The sequence below is a fragment of the Staphylococcus sp. 510 genome (genome assembly GCF_057219715.1).
The window spans coordinates 153,954-179,568 of the sequence record NZ_JBXVVK010000001.1 but is presented as its reverse complement, the minus strand read 5'-3'; the positions used below and the strand labels follow the sequence as shown (position 1 = coordinate 179,568).

Annotated in this window: 1 protein-coding gene and 3 pseudogenes; all 4 read left to right on the top strand. The window is 35.0% G+C overall.

The genetic code is table 11. The features are described from left to right. Positions 1 to 61 precede the first annotated feature (61 nt). A pseudogene (gene ebh, locus AC2D8K_RS00770) lies at positions 62 to 9,100 on the top strand (hyperosmolarity resistance protein Ebh); the annotation flags it as partial. A gap of 72 nt (positions 9,101 to 9,172) precedes the next feature. Then, a pseudogene (locus AC2D8K_RS00765) lies at positions 9,173 to 9,265 on the top strand (hypothetical protein); the annotation flags it as partial. A 306-nt stretch (positions 9,266 to 9,571) separates the two neighbouring features. After that, positions 9,572 to 21,461: pseudogene (locus AC2D8K_RS00760) on the top strand (hypothetical protein); the annotation flags it as partial. Between the two features lie 18 nt (positions 21,462 to 21,479). Beyond that, positions 21,480 to 25,574, top strand: a complete 4,095-nt coding sequence (locus AC2D8K_RS00755) for a DUF1542 domain-containing protein (protein WP_484697822.1) — start codon at positions 21,480 to 21,482, stop codon at positions 25,572 to 25,574. Positions 25,575 to 25,615: the final 41 nt, after the last annotated feature.

The following is a 25,615-nucleotide window of genomic DNA, read 5'->3' as shown; positions in this document are numbered from 1 at the left end:
ATCCAACCAACTAACTAACAAGGAATCTGTAACTTCTGAACAACCATCTAAAGAAACGGTGATGTCTCAAGCTGATACAGAACACACAGAGACGCAATCTACAGAAAATGTTTCAATAGATAATGATAAATCGATTCAAACGACAGATCAAACAGCAAATTCTAATCATTCAAATGATTTAGATCAAATTAATCAAACTCATAGCGCAGAAGTAAATAACACAGAAAATAAGTTAACCGCGCATGTAGAAAGTGAAACACATAATAGCATGCAACAAGAAAGTGATTTAAAACAGCCGACTCAAATTAATAAAGATTCGTTACAAGCTTTCTTTGATGCAAACTATCATGATTATCGCTTTATAGATAGAGATAAAGTAGATCAACCAACGCTCGACCAAGTTAAGGAAGCTTTCGATAAAGTTAATACATTACTTGGAAGCAATCATCCAATCAGTGAAAAATCTTTACAACTTGCATATCAAGACTTAGAACAAGCAGTAGCAACCATGCGTACTTTACCTAAGCGTCAGTTACAAGAACGACGTAAACATGAAATAAAAGAACGCTCTACTGATCCAAAATCATCAGAAAGTTATCAATCAGCCATCACATCTTATTACGTAAAAAGTCCAAACGATGGTTCAGGCTATCCAGTTGGTACGTATATTTATGCTGCAAACAAAGGAACACCGTTTGCCTTACCAAATACACCATGGAAGCCTTTACGTGCTTCAGACTCTAAAGGGATTGCCTATGTCACTACGAAAAGATTAAAAGATGGCTATGAATGGACAATTAAATTTAATCAAAGCCATAGAATGCATGAACATATGGTCTTTTGGTTCGGTTTACCGGATCCACAAGTTCCAGTAGGGCCAGTTAGATTTACTATCGAAAACCCTGACCACTCAAATAAGATTAGTAGTTTAGGTGTTGGTGCTGGAGAAGGACAATCATTACCTGCCATGTGGCGAACTGCAGGTGGTATCGATAGTTCTCGTGCCTCTAATTTTGTGCAAGGCCCACCTACAGGTTATACCTTTTATGATGAACCTACGATTCACATTAAGAACTTTAAAGAGTTTGCTAGAGCACCTGAGTTTCAACATGAACAAGATGCATCAGATGAAGCTAAAACAAATGGTGAACAAAATTTTGCTTTATTAAATGGTGAATTTAAAAATCAAATATATGGTATAGATAGATTGTATGCTTTTATAGGAAAAGGTAATGCAAGTTATACAATACAATTTAAAACACAAGGTAATACTGCCGAACGATTTTATTATGCAGCAGGTGGTAGAGCACTAGAATACAGACAATTATTTAGCTTTAACGAATTATATGTAGAACCACTAAATGTTTTTACAGAGCGAGTAAAAACATTTACTGAAGGCATAAACCGAACTTATCATCTTGGCAACACAAAAGATATTTACGATTTAAATGCAAGAAGAGAAGTCACAAAATATATTTTAGATTCGAATAATGAGAATTCAGAAGACTTTGCTTCAGATCCGATGAGCTATGCCAAAACACCTAGTCTCTATGTAGGTGGCTTCTACGATCCTTCATTACCTACTAATCGTTATCGTGGAGTAGGGAAGGCACCATTAAATGAATTTGAAATTCATAAACTTATCAACAACGATACACTAACAAATGCTAGTCGAACTGGTAACCCTATTAAATTAAATATTGGATTCGATATTCAAGATGGATATGGTAATGAAGAAACCTTGAAGTCAGTGTATTTATATGTGAAACCTGAACTGCAAAATAATATTGGATTTTACACTAATAATGATCCAAAGAACCGTGCTGATTTGCCTGAATCTAAATCAGCAGGACACCCGATCTTTAATGTATTAGAAGGAAACATGGGCAATAGTTATACAAACAGTGGCAACTCATCTAACTATGTTCAACCACTACGTATTCAATTAGCAAGTAATGAAGATTTTAATGATAATGATTGGGAAATTACTGGTATCCCAAGCTCACTCCGAATTGAAAACGCAGCAGGTAGAACAAATAATAATAGTGAACGAAACCTTGAATTAGTCGGTAATATAGCACCTGGTGATTACCTAGGTACAGTGCGTTTACGTAAGAAAGAACAACCTTTCGAGATAAGAGTCAAGCCATTACCGCCTCATATTGATACAACTGTTGAACAGTTAAGAGGTAAAGGGGGCACTAAACCTACTATCACAGTCTCTAATGTACCTGCAGATCCTAATGCCCTTGTTTATTTAGTTGTCACTGGAAATCTAGCACAAGATGGAACTAATGACCCCGCTTCAGTGCCGAGAAATTATGACATTATAGGCAGTGCAACGCCAACAAGTACTAGTAATAGTGTGACATTCAATCAAGAGGACTTCGTGCAGAACTTACCAAATACCGGTATCATTAGAGCAATCGTTTATTACAATGATAATCTTATGTCTAATTTTAGTAATGCGGTTGAAGTACAGGCAGACAACACACCACCAACGATTGGTAATCCTGTAGGTTTAAAAAACAAGTATTATAAAGGTGAACAAGTCAACTTTACGCTTGATATTACAGACGGCGCAAATGGTACTGGAATTAAATCGACAAATATTAGTAGATTACCACAGGGATGGACGTCTGAGTTTGTACGAAATTCAAATGGTGAGGGCGGTACACTTAGAATTACAGGAACTGTATCTGATAATCAACCATTCAACAGTCAAATCAGATTTAAAATTAGTGCTACTGATAACGCCAATAACACAACAAATAATCGCCAATCTAAGAAAATCTTAATTAATATTGGTCAAATGAGTAATGATTTCTCTCCAATTGTATTACCTAACGTTCAAAAGGTGAATGTAGTCAATCCTGGAGATTTAACTCGTGCAGAGGAAAAAGAGGTCATTAGAGCTTTAACTGCCGTTAATTCAAATATTACCCAATATTTAGATAGTTCAAGTCCAATCAATATACCTTCAACAGAAATGATTAGCTTCAATTATAAAGACGGGTCAACGGACAGAATTTCTATTTCTAATGCGATTACGTATGAACCTATTCGAAAATCAATATATGCTGATGGCAACAATACTAAAGAAGCAACAGTAACAATTGCTAGAGGTCAACAATTTGAATTTGGTGATTTAAAACAATATTTTGCATTAAGTAACGGTGCAGATTTACCTGATGGTACATTATTTAATATTACCGCAGTTGATTCATTACCAAATGCTGCACAAGTATCTCAATTTGCTGTAGGTACACATACGTATCGTTTAAATGCTAATGATGCCTATAGACAAGACCAAGCACCTTTAACATTGAAATTAAAGGTTGTAGATGTAAATCAACCAACAGGTGATCAACGTGTATTTCGTATTTCAACATTTAATGTCACAGATGAAGAGAAAGCACAAATTAAGCAAGCCTTTATAAACGCTAATAGAAGTCAACTTCAATTATCTGATAGCAATGTCGTCATTACTAATACACTTAACGGTTTGTCTACAAGTACAATTACGGTAAATATCATTAAAGATAAATTACAAAAATCATTTACATCAAATGCGACTAATATGAATTTCTTAAGATGGGTCGATTTCCCGAATGACTACACAGTAGGTTGGACAAGTCAAACGATTCCTGGTCGCCAAACAGATGGAGGGTTCCAATGGTCACAAGATCATAAATCATTAATTTATCGTTATGATGCAACAAGTGGTAGAACAATTAATGCTAATGATGTATTGAAACTTATTACAGCGAATACAACGATTCCTGGCTTGAGAACAAATATTATAGGTACTGAAAAAGCATTAGCAGAAGCTGGCGGAACACCAAACTATAATTCAGTAGGTTATTCTTTAACAGCTCCAGATGCTGCTGGCCAACGTGAATTCACATATAACGGTAAAATCATTCAAGCTTTAGATTTAGTAGAAACAAGTCGTGGTTATGGTGGTCAACCTATCAAGTATTCAAACTTAAGTTCTAATACAACCAATTCTTCATTAACCAATGTGAATGAATCTGCTAGAAATGGTGTACCAGCATTTACAATAGATCATGTGATTAAGAACAACACGATTACTGGTAATAATAGTCCTGTATATAGAGCACAATTATTCTTATCACCATATGGTCCACCAGCATATTTACAAGCGATTAATACTAATCAAGCAAACACAACAGACGTCATTAATGTGTATTTTGTACCGAGTGACAGTGTAAATCCAACATTAAATGTAGGAAATTACAATGACCATACTGTATACTCTGGTGAATCATTTACCAATACTATTACCGCGAATGATAATTATGCTTTAGGTAGTGTTCAAGTAGCACCTCAATCTCAAGTAAATGGCACAGTTAGCAATAATAATCAAACCGTAACTTTACAAGCACCAAATGTCACTTCAAGTAGTGATAAAACCGTTACGATAGTTGCAGCTGATACAAGTGGAAACACGACTAATCAGTCATTTAACGTCACAGTCAAACCATTAAAAGATAAATATCAAGTAACAACGAATGCAACAGTAGGAAATCCAATTCGTATTACTAATATTCGTGAAAACGCAGCAATTTCACAAGCGGATCAACAAAAGATTATTGATAGTATAACAACTATTGATATCGCAGGAACACGACCATATGCAAAAGCTGGTGCAAATGAGATTAGAAGTAAAGTTGTGACTGGTAATGTCGGAAGATCTAATCAATCACCTGTAGCAACAGTAACAGTGACTTATGCAGACGGTTCAACATCAACAATCACTGTTCCTGTCAAACATGTCATCTACAATGTCATAGCTAGCCCAAAATATACGATTCAAGGTCAAGATTTCCCAAATGGTAAGGGTGCATCACCGAATGATTTCTTTACATTAGAGAGTGGTGATCCTGTTCCAGATGCAACCATTACTTGGCTTCCAAACAATTCACCAGACAAGAATAATACGCGTATTGGTGAATCCATTACAGTTAGAGCTAACATCTTATTTGATGGCGAAACAACACCAATAGTTAAAGAATCATCTTATATGGTAGTAAGAACAATTCCAAAACAAGTCTTTGTAACGAGTAGGGTAACACCTATTCCTGGAATTGATAATCCAAACAATCCTAAAGATTATCTCAAACCAATTAATCATTCTTGGGATAATGATCAGCAAAATATGAGATTCTCCTTTGTTGGTAGTGGTAATATGCCACCAAACCTCCATATCGTAGGTAGTCAAACGAGAGTAGTTCGAGTTACTTATGCAAATGGTCAAAGTGAAAACGTTAGATTCTTAGTAAGTGTACGACCAGATCCACCTAGAATTGATTCTAATACAGTGTTATATAAAGCAGGTCTTACCAATCAAGAAGTCAACGTGAGCAATGTTTTAAATCAATCACCAGTGACTTTATTAAAATCCGATGGCACAAGTTTAGCGATTGCTCGTACAACTTATGGTCCAGGTCATAATGCAGTGGTAGTTGTATCTGATGCATTACCAGATGGTGAAATCAAAGCCAGAACAAGCTTAATAACTCGAAATATCACCTATACAACACAAAATAGTCAAGGTCAAGTTGAAGATGTCACACAAGATATAACAATCGATTCATTCGATAGTAACCCAGTACACGTAACACCGCAATTGCATGCAATCTCTGAAGGTGCACATTTCATCAAAGATGATGCACAAAATGATTTTAGTAGCGCAGCAAGATATATCGCCCATTTACCTCAAGGTGCTTCAGCTGTTTGGCAAGATAATGCTGATAACTGGAAAAATAATGTAGGGAACTTTACTAAAACAGCAGTCGTTACACTGCCGAATGGACAAGGTACTCGAAATGTAGATATACCTGTTACCATTTACCCAGTCGCACGTGCTAAAGCACCAACGCGCGAGGTACAAGGTGGTCAACTATCTCAAGGTACTGAAGCAATGCATTATATTACATTTGATCCTAATACCAACACAAGTGGTATAACAGCAGATTGGGCAAACCAAGCACAACCGAGTACAAACCAAGCTGGCGTTCAAAACTTAACCATTAATGTCACTTATCCTGGAGTAGCTACACCTGTTCAAGTACCAGTGAGTTTATACGTATATCAATTTGATTTTAGTCCAAATGCCTATACAACAACATTAGGTACAACTTTCGCACGAGGTATTGAAGCCTCTCAATATCAACATATTGTGAATCAAAACGGTTTACCAACTGATGGTTTCACATATCGTTGGAACCAAGCTACAACAGGTACAAATACTGAAAGTTGGGATGCATTAACTAAACCAAATGCTGCTCAAATATTAAATGCGAAATATGATGTATTTTATCAAGGACAACCTTTCGCAACGTCACAAACTGTACGATTTATCATTAGAAATGTGCAACCAACTGCACCTCAAATTTCCGAGTCAAAACAAGGTGTTATAACAATAGCACCAGGTGCAAACCAAGCCATTGATACTCGTACAGGGCAAGTTGATACGTACGCGGACCGCTTAGTCATTAAACACAATGGTCAAGTTATCACAACATTTGTTCGTAATAATAATACTAGCCCTTGGACTAAAGAAACTTCTGCGCAAAATGTGACTGGTATTGTAGGTACAACTAGCGGCATTACAATAGCACCAGGTACATTTAGTCCATCAGACAATGTTCAAGTCATTGCAACACAAGGTAACGGCGAATTAATAAGTGATGAACAACCGAGTCAAATATTTACAGTTGTAGCACCTCAACCTAATCAAGCTACATCTCACATTTGGGAAAACGGCAAAGTAGACATCGCACCTAACAACACACCAAATAACCTTGTTAACCCAACAACAGCGCTAGATATTACTTATATTGAAAATGTAGGTAATACTAACGAACAGACAAAAACATTACAAGTTGTAAAAGGGTCTAATGGACAATGGACAATTGCTAATAAACCAAGTTATATAAGCGTAGATAGTGCGACAGGTAAAGTAACTTTCGATGCAAATACGATTAAACCTAATAGTGATATTACTATGATATCTAAAGCTGGCTCAGGTAATTCAGAGAGTACAAACACAAATACGTATAACATACCAAATGCACATTCTGTCACTATTAATCAAATTGTGAAAGATTATGGTTCTAACGTAACACCTGAAGATATTAATAATGCTGTACAAGTTTTAAATAAACGAAATGCAACAATCAAAACAGGTACACCATTACCTGTTAATCTTGCTGGTGGTAGTACAACAAGCATTCCAGTGGTAATCACTTATGATGATGGTAGTACAGAACAAATTACTGAAACCATTTTTACTAAAGCTGACAAACGCGAGTTAATTTCAGCGAAAAATCATTTAGATGATCCTATTAGCACTGATGGCAAAACACCTGCAAGTATTACTCAATTTAACAATGCTATGACAAATGCACAAAATGAAATCAATACTGCAAAAGCTCAAGCAGACCAAGTCATTCAAGATCAATTTGCATCACCTGAACAAGTGACACAAGCATTAAACACTGTTCAAGCAGCGCAAGCAAAAATTGATCAAGCCAAAGCTTTACTACAAAATAAAGCCGACAATCATGAATTAGTGCAAGCTAAAAATGACTTACAATCTTCTATTGATCAACAGCCTTCACTCGATGGCATGACACAACAAAGTATTGATAATTACAATGCGAAACGACAAGCTGCTCAATCAGAAATCACAAAAGCACAACAAGTGATTGATAACGGAGATGCAACAGCTCAACAAATCGCAGAACAAAAACAAAATGTAGACAACGCTTTAGCTGAATTAAATAAAGCTAAAGCTGGTTTAACGGCTGATACAGAAGCATTGCAACAAGCAGCTCAACTTCTTAATAGAACTGGTACAACATCAGGAATGAGACCAGCTAGTATCACAGCTTACAACCAAGCGATGCAAGCTCTTAAGCCTGATTTAACTCAAGCACGTCAAAATGCTGATGCTATTATTAATAAGCCAATTCGAACTGTTCAAGAAGTTCAAGATGCTTTAAGACAAGTCAACCAAGTGAATGAACGTATTACACAAGCGATTAATCAATTACAACCTTTAGCGGATAATAGTGAACTTAAAACTGCGAAAGCTAAACTTGATGATGAGATTAACCAAACAGTATCTACAGATGGTATGACAACTGAATCAATCAATGCTTATCAACAAGCGAAACAAGCTGCTCAAACAGAATCAAAAGCAGCTCAACAAGTAATTAATAATGGTGATGCAACAGAACAAGATATCGCAAACGAAAAAGCAAAAGTAGAAGATAAATACAATACATTGAAACAAGCGATTGCAAACTTAACACCTGATGTCTCACCTTTAGAAAGAGCTAAAGCTGATCTAGAAAATGATATTAATCAAGTGACAAGCACAACAGGTATGACTGATCAATCAGTAGCCAATTATAATGAAAAATTAAATGCCGCAAAAGAAAATATAAAAGAGATTGATCGCGTCTTAAATAATCATCCAACTGTTGCACAAATCAATGACAATGTGAACCAAGCAACAAATACAAAAGATGCTTTAAATGACGCACGTCAACACTTAGTACCTGATAAAGCACCATTAGAGGCTGCGAAACAAGCGTTACAACAAAGTATTAATCAACCTACCAATACAACTGGTATGACACAATCATCTGTTAATGCTTATAATGAAAAACTTGAACAAGCGAAAGCCAAACTTGCTTCTATTACTCAAGTACTTAATGGTACACCAAGTGTTGCAGACATCAATTCAAATACGAATGAAGCAAACATTGCGAAAGATGCATTAAATCAAGCTCGTCAACAATTAACAGTTGATAAAGCACCTTTACAACAGGCCAAAACTGAACTAGAGCAAAGTATCAACCAAACAACTGATACAAATGGTATGACTCAAGAATCAGTTGCAAATTATAATCATAAATTAAATGCTGCGCGTGAAAAACTTCGCGATATCGAACAAGTATTAAATGGTAATCCAACCGTTGATGATATCAATACCAACACAAGTGCATCAAAAGATGTAACTAATGCATTAAACCAAGCACGACAACAATTAACAGTTGATAAGGCGTCTTTAGAAGCTGCGAAAGACGCTTTACAACAAAGTATCCAAGCGGCTGATAACACTGATACTAACGGCATGACTCAAGATTCTATCAATACATTTAACGATAAATTAAATGCTGCAAAAGAAAAACTTGAAGCGGTTAAACAAGTACTTAACGGTAATCCAATAGTTCAAGACATCAATACTAATGTCGCTCAAGCTAATAACGTTAAATCTGATTTAGATCAAGCTAAAGCGCATTTAACGCCTGATAAAGCACCATTAGAAGCTGCGAAAAATAGTTTAGAAACAAGTATTAATCGACCAACTGATACTGATGGTATGACAGCCGCTTCATTAGAGGCCTATCATCAAGAGTTAGGTAAAGCACGACAAACATTAAATGAATTAAATCAACTTATTGCTGGTCAACCAACGGTAGCTGATATTAAAGCTAAAGTGGCACAAGCACAAACAAATGAAGCGGATTTAAATCAAGCACGCACTAATTTAACTTTAGATCGTCAACCAACGTTGACTACATTACAAAATGCAACAAGTTTAAATGATGCTCAACGTCATCGTTTAGAAGAACAAATTAATGCTGCACCAAATCATGCGGCACTTGTAGCATTACAAAATGATATTAATCAATTAAATCATGCAATGACTAAATTAAGAGATAGTATTGCTAATAATGAACAAATTAAATCAGGTATTAACTATACAGATGCAACACCATCTATCAAATCAAGTTATGATAATGCCGTTGATGATGCAAAAGGTACTATTGATAGCCAAACACAACCAGTCATGGATCCAACGACAATCAATCAACAAGCTGAAACTGTTAAATCAAGCCAAGCTGCCTTAAATGGACAACAAAATTTACAACGCGCCAAAGATGAAGCAACTGCAACAATTGTAGGCGCAAATGATTTAAATCAAGCACAAAAAAATGCGTTAATTCAACAAGTTTCAAAAGCACAAAATGTTCAACAAGCTAATGACATTAAGCAAAATGCAGGTAATTTAAATAATGCAATGACAGCATTAAAACAAGGTATCGCTAATCACGACCAACTTATTCAAAGCGATAACTACGTCAATGCGGACCCTGAATTAAAATCGGCTTATAACAGTAAATACGATCAAGCAAAAGCTATCGTTGAAGGTGCAGGCCAAAGTCCTATTCTTACACCGAATGAAGTTAACCATGCATTAAAACAAGTCACATTTGCAGAACAAGCATTAAATGGTAATACCAACCTTAATAATGCTAAACAACAAGCGCTTACTGCTCTTGGTCAGTTAACACATTTAAATCAAGCACAACGTCAAGCATTAGAAACACAAATCAATGACGCACATCAAATTGATACAGTAAATAATGCAAAAGAACTTGCTAATAATATTGATGGTGCTATGGCAAACTTACAACAATCGATTGCGAATAAAGCGGATGTTAAACAAGGCGAGGATTATATAGATGCAGAGCAGCAAAAACAATTAAATTATAATGATGCTGTAACAAATGCAGAAACTATCATTAATGAAACATCACAACCAACACTTGATGTGAATACAATTAATCAAGCGATTAATAACGTTAACCAAACAAAAGATGCTTTAGATGGAGAAGAAAGACTTGACCAAGCTAAAACGACAGCAACTACAGCACTGGATGACTTATCTCATTTAAATCAGGCTCAAAAAGCGCGTTTGACTGACAATATCAATCATGCTAATCACATTGCTGATGTCGAACAGTTAACACAAACTGCGAACGATTTAAATCAAGCGATGTCTGACTTACAAACTGGTATCAATAATGAGAATGACATATTAAATAGTCAAAATTATCAAGACGCTTCACCAGATAATAAAGCGAATTACACATCTGCTGTCCAAGCGGCTAAAGACATTCTTAACCAAGCAGGTCCAAATAAAAATAAAGCGCAAGTCGAAGAAGCCTTAAGACAAGTTCAAAATGCCGAACAAGCATTAAACGGTACTCAGAATTTAGAACAAGCTAAACAAAATGCTAAACAACAATTAAATTCACTGACATCATTAACAGACGCTCAAAAAGCGCAATTAACGCAAGACATTGATAATGGTCAAACAGTTAGTGACGTTCAAGGTATTCAAAACAATGCTGACACATTAAATCAAGCCATGGACACATTACGACAAAGTATTGCTGACCAAACAACAGTTAAAGATAATGAAGATTATCATGATGCATCTCCAGATCAACAACAAGCCTATAATACAGCTGTCACAGATGCGGAATCGATTATCAATACAGCAACTCATCCTGAAATGAATGCTGATACAATCAATAGTAAAGCTCAACAAGTTACAACTGCCAAAACTAATTTAAATGGTGATGAAAACTTAGACGCGGCTAAGCAAGCAGCTCAACAATATTTAGATACATTAGGTCAAATTACAGATCAGCAAAAAGCGAATTTATTAAATCAAATTACACAATCACCACATATTAGCGACGTTAATCAAGTCAAACAAGCTGCTAATGATTTAAATCAAGCAATGCAACAATTACAAGCTGAAGTAAATCAAGCACCTCAAGTTAAAACAACTGAGAATTATACCGATGCCGATCAATCAAAACAATCTGATTATGAGCAAAGTATAACAGCTGCTAAAGCTATATTAGATCATGCAAATGGTCCTAATACATCTCAAGATAAAGTTGAAGAAGCTTTACAACGAATTGTGGATGCTAAACAAGCATTAAATGGTGATCAAAAATTAAATGATACAAAAACAAATGCACAACAATATTTAGGCACGTTAACACACTTAACTGATGCCCAACGACAAGCATTTGAAGCAAATGTTAATCAAGCGAATAATATTGCTGATGTAAATCAAATTAAACAAGAGGCTCAATCGTTAGATGGTGCAATGGATCAATTAAATACATTAGTGAACAATCAGCCAACAGTACAAGCAACTCAAAATTACTTAGACGCTGATCAACCTAAACAAACTGATTATGATATGTATTTAGATACCGCACAAGGCATTGTAAACCAACAATCAGGTCCTAATACACCGGATAAATGAAGTTCAAAATCTTATCAATCAAATCAATCAAGCACAACAAGCATTAAACGGTGAACGTAACCTTGAAGATGCTAAACGTAATGCAACGAATACGATTAATAACAGTCCTGATTTAAATAATGCTCAAAAAGATGCATTAAAAGCTCAAGTATCTAACGGTAAGCGTGTGGCAGATGTCAAAGCAATTGAACAACTGGCTACTGAATTAAACAACAATATGACAAGCTTAAAAGAAGCAATTGCTGATAAAAACGATACATTGACAAGCGGCAATTATATTAATGCAAGCGATGATAAACGCCCAGCATACTCAAATCAGGTCGCAAATGCAGAAGATATCATTCATGGTACAAATGGAGCTGTATTAATTCCTAGTGAAATTTCAAATGCTGCATCACAAGTTAATTCTGCTAAACAAGACTTAAATGGTGATGAAAACCTACGTAAAGCAAAACAAAATGCAACAACAGCTGTTGGTGGATTAACTTCACTAAATGAAGCTCAAAGAGACCAGTTAAAACAACAAATCTCACAAGCACAAACATTACCTGATGTTGATACAACAAAAAACAAAGCAACAACTCTCAATGATGCAATGCATACATTAAGAGATAGTATCGCTAATGTATCTAATATTAAAACGAGTCAAAATTACACAGACGCTAATCAAAATTTACAAGAGGCGTATAATAGACAAGTTGATAATGCTAATGGAATCATCAACCCAATAGCATCACCTACAATGGATCCTGATGCTATTACACAAGCTGCAACTCAAGTGACTACTGCTGAAAAAGCACTAAATGGTACTGAAAACTTAAGACATGCACAACAAGATGCCTTAACTCATTTAGATCATTTAAGTCATTTAACAGATGCACAAAAGGCTGATATTACACAACAAATTAACCAAGCCACACATGTAAGTGATGTAACAGCAGCTCAAAATAGTGCAAATGATCTTAACACTGCGATGGACCAATTAAACCAAGCTATCGCAAACCAAGTAGCAATGAAGCAATCCGTAAATTATACAGATGCTGATACTAATCTCAAAGAAGATTATTCAAATGCTGTTCAACAAGCGCAACAAATATTAGACAAAGCTCATGGTCCTAACACATCACAAACTAATGTTGTAGCAGCAATGAAAAAAGTTCAAGCTGCAGAACAAGCTTTAAACGGTAACCAAAACGTTGAACATGCTAAGACTCAAGCACTAGCTGATTTAGAACACTTAACATCATTAAACAATGCTCAAAAAGAAGCATTAACACAACAAATTAATGGTGCAACAACTGTCGCAGATGTAAACCAACAAAGCGACAAAGCTACTGAACTAAACACAGCTATGAGTCAATTACAAGATGGTATAGCTAACAAACAACAAACGTTAGACAGTCAAAACTATATCGATGCCGAACCATCAAAACAACAAGCTTATAATCAAGCCATTTCAACTGCAGAACAACTTTTAGATAAAGACCACGGTCAAAATCTAGATAAAGATGCTGTTGCACAAGCTTTAGCACAAGTAACATCTACTAAAGATGCTTTAGATGGTACACAGATATTAGAACAAGCAAAAACAAATGCTACCAACGCTGTTAATGATCTACCAAACTTAACAAATTTACAAAAGGATGAGTTAAAACGTCAAATTCAACAAGCTCAAAATGTAGCAAATGTTGATAACGTTAAAACACAATCTCAAACACTAGATCAAGCGATGCACGCATTACGTCAAAGCATTCAAGATAACCCATCAATTAAAGCAGGACAAAATTATTTAGATGCATCAAATAGCAATCAAAATGACTACAACACGGCTATTGATAAAGCAAATGCGATCATCGATGCTACAAGTCAACCTAACATGAGCGCTACTGAAATTAATCAAGCTGCAACTAAAGTAAATGAAACAAAGGCTGCGTTAAATGGTGCACAAAACTTAATTCAAGCTAAAGAAGCTGCTAAAAATGATATTGGCCAAATGAATCATTTAAACCAAAATCAAATTAATGCATTGAATGATCAAGTTCAACAAGCTAATGATATTGCAGCTGTTAATGCGCTTAAAGATTCAGCTACATCATTAAATACAGTAATGGGGCAACTTAAAGACAGCATTGCAAATCATAACGATGTTCAACAAAGTGTGAATTACACTGATGCTGACACTGATAAACAACAAGTTTATGATAATGCAGTTTCACAAGCCGAAGCTATTACGAATCCAACAAGTGGTACGAATGCCACACAATCTCAGGTTGAAGCTGCCATTGCTAAAGTAAATGATGCCAAACAAGACCTTAACGGTAATCGTAAAGTGGAAGAAGCTAAAGCTGCAGCTAAACAAGCATTAAACACGTATGCAAATTTAAATCATGCTCAAGTTAATACAGCTACTCAACATATCAATGATGCACAAACATTAGAAGCTGTCACAAAAGCACAACAAGAGGCAAATACGCTTAATAACACAATGGGTCAACTTCAACAAGGTATTGCACATCATCAAGATGTTGAACAAAGCGTGGATTATACTGATGCTGATACTGATAAACAACAGGCATACACAGATGCTGTTACAAAAGCACAAAGTATCCTTGACAAAGACCATGGAGATGATCTTACTCAATCTCAAGTTGAACAAGCTTTAGCAAACGTGAAGCAAGCACAACAAGATTTGAATGGTGAAGAAAAAGTTCAAGCCGCTAAAACTGCAGCTATCCAAGAACTAGGCACTTACTCAAACTTAAATCATGCTCAATCAAACACTGCTCAAGATCGTATCAACAATGCACAAACATTAGCTGAAGTAGCACAAGCTAAACAAACCGCACAAGATTTAAATCATGCCATGGGCCAATTACAACAAAGTATTGATCACTATCAAGATGTTGAACAAAGTGTAGATTATACTAATGCTGATACTAACAAACAATCTGCATATACGAATGCAGTGCATCAAGCACAGAATACACTTGATAAAGACCTTGGACATGATCTTACACAGTCTGAAGTAGAACAAGCGATTGAAAATGTTAATCATGCTAAACAAGAATTAAATGGTGAAGAAAAAGTATCAGAAGCTAAAACCAATGCACTACAAACATTAAATAATGATACGCATTTAAACCAACATCAACGAGAAGCTGCGACAAATGCTATTAATGGTGCTACGACGCTATCTCAAGTTGCTCAAGCATTAGAACAAGCAAATGCATTAGATACAGTAATGGGTCAATTGAAAGATAGCATCAGCAATCAAGCGTCTATCAAACAACAAATCAACTATTTAGATGCTGATTCAGATAGAAAAACAAATTATGATGATGCAGTTACAAACGCACAAGCGATTTTAGATCCAGTAAATGGTAATAACTTATCAAAAGAACAAGTAGAAGCTGCCATCAATCAAGTTAATACAACTAAAGATCAATTAAATGGTAATACTAATCTTCAAAATGCCAAAAATGAAGCTAATACACAATTAAATGCATTGGATTATATTAACCATGATCAAAGTGATCACTTAAGAGATCAAATTGGTTCTGCAACTTCAGTAGAGGCTGTGCATCAAATACAAGCAAATGCTCAATCATTAGACCAAGCAATGCAACAATTACAACAAGCAATTGCTAATCAAAATGATATCTTAAATAGCCAAAATTATGCAGACGCAAATCCTGATAAGAAACAAGCCTTTGATCAAGCATTACAAAATGCAGATAACATATTAGATAAAGCAACAGGACCAAATAGTGATAAACAAGCAGTTGAACAAGCAATACAAGCTATTACAAATACGGAACAAGCGCTAAATGGTGCACAGAACTTACATGATGCACAAACTCAAGCTATTCAAAGCATTGACAATGCACCACATCTTAATGAGCAACAAAAAAATGTACTTAAAGAAAAAGTAAATCAAGCACAAACTGTTGCAGCTGTTACAGATTTACAAAATAATGCTGATGCATTAAATACTTCTATGGAACAACTCAAACAAGCAATTGCAGATCACGATACCATTGTTGCGGACGGTAATTACACTAATGCAAGTCCACAAGAACAAGGTGCTTATACAGATGCTTACCAACGTGCACAAAATTTAATCAATGGTACACCGGACGTCATTATTAATCCTGCAGACATTAATACTGCAACTCAAAATGTTAACAATGCAGAGCAAGGATTAAATGGTAATACAAATCTTGCCAATGCAAAACAAGAAGCAACAAATGCTTTACAACAAATGACTGGATTGTCAGACGCACAACGTCAACGTATCCAAGATCAAATTGATCAAGCACAACAACTTCCTGATATCGATACGATTAAATCTAATGCAGGAAACTTGAACCATGCCATGACTGAATTACGACAAGAAGTTGCTAAACAACATGACGTTCAAGCAAGCCAGCCATATGTGGATGCTAATACTAGTAACCAAGATGACTACAATCATGCCATTACAAATGCTGAAAGTATAATTAATGAAACAACTCAACCTACATTAAATCCAGAGTCTGTGATGCAAGCATTGAATCAAATCAAAACATCAACTCAAGATTTAAATGGAGTAGAAAACTTAAATCAAGCGAAACAAACAGCTACTGGTGCATTACAACATTTAAGTCATTTAAATCAAGCACAAATTGATGCATTAACTCGTCAAATTGATCAAGCACCTGATATTGCCACAACGAACAAAATTAAGCAAAATGCTGAAAGTTTAGATAATGCTATGAATCAATTAAATCAAGCATTACAAACTAAAGCAGATACGTTAGGTAGTATCAATTATTCAGATGCAGATCAACCTAAGAAAGATGCTTATAACGATGCAGTAACACATGCAGAAAGTATCGTAGACCATAATAGCCAAAACAATGCATCACAAGATGACATCGCACAAGCATTAAAACAACTTAACGATGCTAAGGATGCGTTAAATGGTAATTCAAACGTTGAACATGCAAAACAAGAAGCTATTGAGCAAATTAATAACGCACAAGATTTGAACCCTGCTCAACAAGAAGCATTAAAACAACAAGTGAATTTAGCAAATACCGTTAATGATGTAAATCAGGATAAGGCTACAACAAGCGCTCTAGATCAAGCAATGTCAGCATTAAAACAAGGTATTGCAGACAAAGATCAAACAATTGCAGATGGTAATTACACAAATGCTAACCCAGATAAACAACAAGCATATAGCGATGCAATCCATCACGCTGAACAAATTATCAACGGTACTCCGAATGCAATCGTAGACCCACAAACTGTAACTAATGCTTTACAACAAGTGGATCAAACGAAGGGCGATTTGAATGGTAATGATAATCTGCACGATGCACAACAACAAGCATCTACAATGATTGATGGTTTACCAAACTTAAATCCTGCACAAAAAGCAGCTCTAAAAGAACAAGTGAATCAAGCAGGTCTTGTTCCAAGTGTCGATCAAATCAAACAAACTGCAAATGAATTAAACACTGCAATGGGTAACTTGAATCAAACATTACAAGCAAATACTCAAGTACCTCAAACAACTGATTACACTCAAGCTAGCACAGATAAACAAACGGCATATGATAATGCTGTAGAGCAAGCACAACAAGTTGTTAATGGCAATCAAGTGGTACAATTATCACCAGATGTTGTAAACCAAATGACGAATGCTATTAATCATGCAAAAGATGATTTAAATGGTGATGAAAACTTAGCTCAAGCTAAACAAGATGCAACAGCAAATCTCAATACATTACCTGATTTAAATCAACCACAACATGATGCACTTACAAATCAAATAGAGCAAGCACAGACAATTGAAGAGGTAAATCAAGTTAAACAACTTGCACAAAATGTGAATGATGCAATGCACAACTTAAAACAAGGCATTGCAAATAAAAACGATATTTTAGGTAGTGAAAATTATCATGACGCTGATCCGGATAAACAAACTGCATATCAAGATGCAATCAGACAAGCTGAATCCATCATAAATCAAACTGTTGATCCAACTTTAAATCCAGATGACATTACACAAGCATTAACTCAAGTCAATCAGGCCAAAGATAACCTCAATGGTGATACGAAACTGACAACTAAAAAGCAAAATGCTACTAACGATGTCAATGGCATGACACATCTTAATGACGCACAAAAACAAGCACTCACAACTCAGATTGAACATGCGCCAAATATAGATCTTGTTAACACAGCTAAACAAACTGCTGAAAATCTGAATAATGCAATGGATCAATTAGAGCAAGCGATTCATAATAAAAATCAAATATTAGCTGATGGTAATTATTTAAATGCTGATCAAGCTAACCAAGATGCGTTCAATCAAGCAGTACGTAATGCAGAAAATGTATTAAATCCACAACAAGGTACGAACGAAGATCAAAGTACAATCGAAGCAATGACTGATAAAGTAATGCAAGCGATTCAAAACTTAAATGGTAATTCAAACTTAGCTCAAGCTAAGCAAGAAGCAAATCAAGCATTAATGCAATTACCTCACTTAAATGACGCGCAACGACATGATTTGGAAACACAAATTACAAATGCACCATTAGTTACTGATGTCGATGCAATTAAACAAAATGCTCAAACATTAGATCAAGCAATGGAACACTTAAGAGATAGTATTAAAGATCATCAACAAACACTTAATTCTGAAGATTATCATGATGCAACTGCTGATCGTCAAAATGACTATAACAATGCCGTGAATGATGCTAATCAAATCATTAATGCAACAACACCAGTTATGAATCCAACTGATATTAATGCAGCTGCTAACCTTGTTAATACGAATAAAGTAGCTTTAGATGGTGATGAAAACCTAACTCACGCTAAACAACAAGCGACACAAACTATTGATCACTTAGATCATCTAAATCAAGCACAAATACAACATTTACAAGATGATATTGCTCAAGCGACTGACATTAATGCCGTAAATCAACATGTTCGAGACGCTCAAGCGCTAGATTCTACAATGAATCAATTACAAAATGCAATTGCTAACCAAAATGACGTTAAACAACAAAGTCAATTTGTTAATGCTGATCCGGATAAACAATCTGCATATTCAGATGCTGTTGCTCATGCTCAATCTATTATTGATCATCAACGTGGTCCAAATGCAACTCAACCAGAAGTTGAACAAGCATTAACTCAAGTTCAACAAGCATTACAAAACTTAAACGGCGAACAAAGATTACAAGATTCTAAATTACATGCTCAACAAGCCATTGATGGACTAACAGATTTAAATGATCCACAAAAATCAGCTTTAAAAGAACAAGTGAATCACGCACCACTCATCACGGATGTTCAACAAATTGAACAACAAGCAGGTACACTGAACCAAGCTATGCATGACTTACGTCAAAGTATTGATTATAATGCAAAAGTTAAAGCAAGTAGTGCGTACATTAATGAGGACCCTACAGAACAACACAATTATGATCAAGCAGTCCAACATGCTCAAGATTTGATTAACGAACAACAAGCCACATTAGATACAAATGTAATTAATCAAACAACTGAAGGTGTTAATAATAGTAAACAAGCACTTCAAGGTGTAGCTATGTTGCAAAGTGAAAAAGATCATGCTAAGGCACTCATTAACCAATTACCTCATCTTAATGATGCTCAAAAACATATGGAAGATGCTTTAATTGATAATGAAACAACACGTACCGCTGTTAAAAATGATGTAACCGAAGCACAACAACTTGATCAATATATGGATGCGTTACAACAAAGTATTGCCGATAAACAAACAACATTAGATAGTAGTCCATACATCAACGCAGATCCTAATAAAAAGCAAGATTATGACAACGCAATTCAAAATGCTGAAAGTATTATTGCTGGAATAACTAATCCAACAATCAATAAAGATAATGTAAATCAAGCGATTGAATCAGTGAATGCTACTAAACAAGCGTTAAATGGTGTTGAAAAACTAGCTGAAGATAAACAACATGCCGGTGAAACAATGAATCAATTTAATCAATTAACACCAGCACAACAACAAGCGCTTAATGATGCAATTACGAATGCAAAGACAAGAGATGAAGTTGCTCAAAAAGTAGCGCAAGCAGAAGCACTTAACAATGCAATGCAAGCATTAAAAGAGAGCGTTAAGGACCATCAACAAGTTGAAACGAGCAGTCAATTTACAAATGAAGATCCAAAACAAAAAGATGATTATAATCAAGCGGTTCAACATGCACTAGATATTATCAATCAAGCTACAAATCCAACGTTAGATCAATCACAAATTGAACAAGCAACTCAAGCGGTTATTAATGCCAAAGATCAATTACACGGAGAACAAAAATTAGCTCAAGATAAACAACTGGCAAACGAAACGATCGATCATCTACAAAATCTAAATGCTGCACAACGTCAAGCACTACAAGAACAAATCAACCAAGTACCTACTCGTGACGAAGTAGCTCAAAAAGTAGCGCAAGCAGAAGCTTTAGATCAGTCAATGAAAGCATTGAGAGACGCGATTCAAGATCATCAACAAGTTGAAAATAGTAGTCCATTTATTAATGAAGATTCACCTGAACAAAACGCTTATACAAATGCAGTACAACAAGCGGAAGCATTAATTAATCAAGCTGATCATCCAACATTGGATAGAACACAAGTTCAACAACTTACAGAAGCTGTTACAAATGCGAAAAATCACTTACATGGCGATGAAAAACTCCAAAATGATAAACAACTTGCAGTTAATAATTTAAATCAACTTAGTGGTTTAAATGACGCGCAACGTGACGCATTTGAAAGTCAAATCAATCAAGCACCAACGCGTAATATGGTCGCAGAATCCATATCTCAAGCAAATGCATTAAATCAAGCAATGGTTTCATTAAGAAATGCAATTCAAAATGAACCACAAGTTGAATCTAGTAGTCAATTTATTAATGAAGATACACCTGAGCAAGAAGCGTATAAACAAGCCGTTTCAAATGCCAAAGCAATCATCAATGAAACAACAAATCCTATCATGGATAAAGCTCAAGTAGATGAAACATTACAAGAAGTAAACGACGCTATCGCCAATCTACACGGTGATCAAAAACTTGCTCAAGCACAACAACAAGCAATCATTGGTTTAGATGGACTTAACAATTTAAATCATGATCAACTTGAATCTGCGAAAGATGCGGTTAACCAAGCGCCAACAAGAAATGATGTTGCTCAAATCGTCCAATCTGCAAATCAACTTGACCAAGCAATGGGAAGACTTAAAGATTGAATGAATCAAGCAAATAGAGAAAGTGTTGAGCCTAATTACACAGAAGCATCAACTGATAAGCAGGATGCATTCAACTTAGCGTTAACAAATGCATCACATATTACAGATACACAAACAGGTCCAAACGCAACTCAAACAGAAGTTGAAAATGCAATAACATCGTTACAACAGGCGATGAACGATTTAGATGGAAACGCACGTGTAACTAATGCAAAAGCACAAGCTATCCAAGATATTGATCGACAACCACATCTCAATGATGAACAAAAATCAACGATGAAAGACCAAGTTAATCAAGCAACTACGTTAAAATCAATCGAACAAATAGAAGATAAGTCACATCAATTAGATCATGCTACTGATCAATTACAACAAGCGATTGATGAACACAATCATGTAACAAATACTGTTGACTTTACACAAGCTGATCCTGACAAACAAGCTGCATATAATCAAGCAGTAGCACAAGCACAACAACTTGTATCTCAAAATGCGACACAACAAGAAGTTGAACAAGCGATAACAGCGATTGAAAATGCTAAACACGATTTAAATGGTGATGAAAAGGTTACAGAAGCAAAAGCAAATGCAGCTCAACACCTTGATCAATTAACTGCTTTAAATCAAGCACAACATCAAGCGATAATTGATAGCATCAACAATTCTAACGATGTGAATGACATTCAAAATATTGTTAACGAGGCTACTACGTTAAATCATGCTATGAATGAACTTCAACAAGCGGTTAACGATAATAATGAACCAACGAAACAAAGTGGTAATTATATTAATGCCGATACACAACTCAAACATGATTTTGATGAAGCTATCACAAATGCTCAACAAGCATTAGATCATCCAACTGGATCTAATTTAACAACTGATCAAATCAATCAACTTAAAGATGCGATCAATCATGCGAAAGATGCATTAAATGGTAATCAAAGATTAAATGATTCCAAATCTGATGCATTAAATAAATTAGATCAATTAACACATTTGAATAATGCTCAAAAACAAATGGCACAACAACAAATTAATTCTGCTAGCACGTTAAACGATGTGACTCAAGCAGTTCAAAAAGCGGCAACTTTAGATCAATCAATGAATAGTTTAAATCAATATGTTCAACGAACAGAAGCGCCAGTGAAAGCAAGTTCAAATTACATCGATGCTGATGAGGCATTAAAAGCGAATTATAACACTGCTTTAGATCGTGCAAATGATGTATTGAACAAAGCTAAAGGTAATGCATTAACGAATGCTGAAGTAGAGGCTTTAAAACAAGCGATCATTAATGCTGAAAATGCCCTTAATGGTGATCAAAATGTTACTAAAGCTAAAGGTAAAGCAGATCAATTTATCGATAGTTTAGAAAATTTAAATCCAAATCAAAGAAACTTAGCACATCAATTAGTTGCTCAAGCTGATGATTTAGATACCCTTAATAACATCATTAATAATCAAATTGATTTAGATGATGTGATGAAAGCATTGAAAGATATTGTAAATAATGATGTTCCAAATAGTGAAAATAGTATTAATTACCAAAATGCAGATGATGATACTAAAGCGAACTTCACTCAAGCTAAAGATCAAGCCATAAAATTATTAAAAGGTACTGATGATGAAGTTGGAGATACAAACGATATCCAAGGTGCAATTCAAGCACTTAAAGATGCTATGAATCAACTGAATGGCGATGCTAGATTACAAGATGCTAAAAACAAAGCAATTCAATCTATCAATAAAGCATTAGCAGATAAATTAAATGATATTGATAATGCAAATGCGACTGAGCAAGATAAGATAGATGCTAAAAATAAAGCCGAAGCACTGGCTAATCAAACAATCAATAATATTAATAAAGCAACAACGAATCAAGCAGTTGATAATGTTGAAAATATAGGTAGTCAAGCTATTGATCAAATTCATGCTAATGAAATACCGAAAGCTCAAAATGATGCTAAGCAAGATATTAATCGACAAAGTCAAGATTTATTGGATACAATCGACCATAATCCAGATCTATCTAATGCAGAAAAAGAAGCATTAAAAGATCAAATTCGTCAATTACAACAACAAGCGAATGTTGATATTACAGGTGCTACAACTAAAGAACAAATTCAAAATGCCAAAGATCAATTCAATAATGCATTAAATCAACTTAAAGATTTAATTCAGTCTAAAGTAGATGCTAAACAAGCGATAAAAGATATCGCTAACGCAAAACGCGATGAAATTAATAGCAATCCAAATCTTACAGATGATCAGAAAGCAAAAGCATTAAAAGAAATCGATGATTTTGAAAATAAAGCATTGATTAATATCGAAAATGCAAGAACAAAAGATGACATTTCAAATGCATTAACTAAAGCCATTGATCAAATTCAAAATGCACCTATTTGGGAAGTAGATCAACAACCAGTCACACATGAATTACCAAAAGCATCAGCTCAACAGGTATTAGTTAATGGTGAAATTATTGTCCAACGTGACGAAGTGATAACTGACGAAGATGTGCTTAAACATATCAACTTAAGTGATCAAATTAAAGCTAAAGTATTAGACACACCTAATACGACAAACATCTCTGATGATTTAGAGGCACGCGTTGAAATCACTCTAGCTAATGGATCAAAAGTGATTGTTCATGTGCCAGTTAAAGTAATTGAACAAGCGTTAATAGTAGCTAAAAATCAAGCCATTAAAGATATAGAAGATCTAGCCCAAAATAAAATTAACGATATTAATAACAACACTACTTTAACAAAAGCACAAAAAGATGCTGCGATTGCTGAAGTGAATAAATTAAAACAACAAGCCATTGACAATATCAATAAAGCAACGAATCAAGAGGACGTTGATCATGCTAAACAAAGTGGTCAAGACCAAATTTACCACTTTAACCCTAATGCATTTACAATTGATCAAGCGAAAGTTAAAGCACAAAAAGCGATTGAAGACGCAATCAAACAAAAAACAGATGAAATTAACGCTAGAAAAGATCTATCTGATAAAGAAAAACAAGATGCAATCAAACAACTTAATAAGTTGAAAGACAATGCTATCCAAGCAATTAACAAAGCAACATCTTTATCTGAAATCCATAAGCAAAAAGATCAATATCAAGCAACAATTAACCAATTCAAACCTGTTGCTAACGACTTAGCGAAACATAAGAACAATGCCATTTCATCTATTCATCAAGTTGCTCATCAAAAATCTAGAAGTATCCAAAATAGTCCTTTTGGAACACGTAGCCAAAAACAAGATGCATTAAATAAAATCTATGATATCTTAAACAATACAATTAGAAATATAGATAATGCCCAATCACATCAAGCTGTTGATCAAGCGTTAAATGAAGGTATCGCACGTATTCTATCTGTTGAAATAGTAGGATGGAATTCAAATAATCCGACTCAGTCAACACATACTCGTCCAAACTTGTCAGATTTAACAAGCGCACTTAACATTAACCAATTAGAAACATTTATGGGTACTAACGGCAATGCGACAGACAGTCTAAAAGATCTTGTAACAAATGAACACGCGAAGAAAGACACTGACGAACCAAATGACGACTTCAAACACCATAAAAATTCAAATGGATTCGTAGATTTATTAAAAAATACACTTGGATTTGTAGGTATTTCAAGTTTATTAGCGGGATTCTGGTTCATATTAGCGAAACGTCGTAAAAAAGAAGAGGAAGATGAAACCGTAGATCTTCATTCACAAGAAACTAAGAAGAACAAACACCTAATCGATGACGTCGACCACACACCATTGTTAGTAGCTAAAAAGAAAAAGAACAATGAAGAAGAAAGCAATAAGAAAGTAACTGAATCATCTAAAAAGAAACACATACTAAAGGGAGATGATTCACACGTTGCACCACTGATTGCTAAAAAGAAAAGAGAAAGCAAAGAGACATCAACGAATACAAAAGGAAAAGAGAAAGCAAAGAGACATCAACGAATACAAAAGGAAAAGCACCAACTAAAAATAAAAAAGTCGTCGCTTCCAAAAAGAAGAAAAAGAAATCTAAAAAATCTTCTAAACGTAAAAAGTAATCGTTCCTCAAAATAAAGGAGCACCGATTGAAATCACTTCAATCGGTGCTCCTTTTT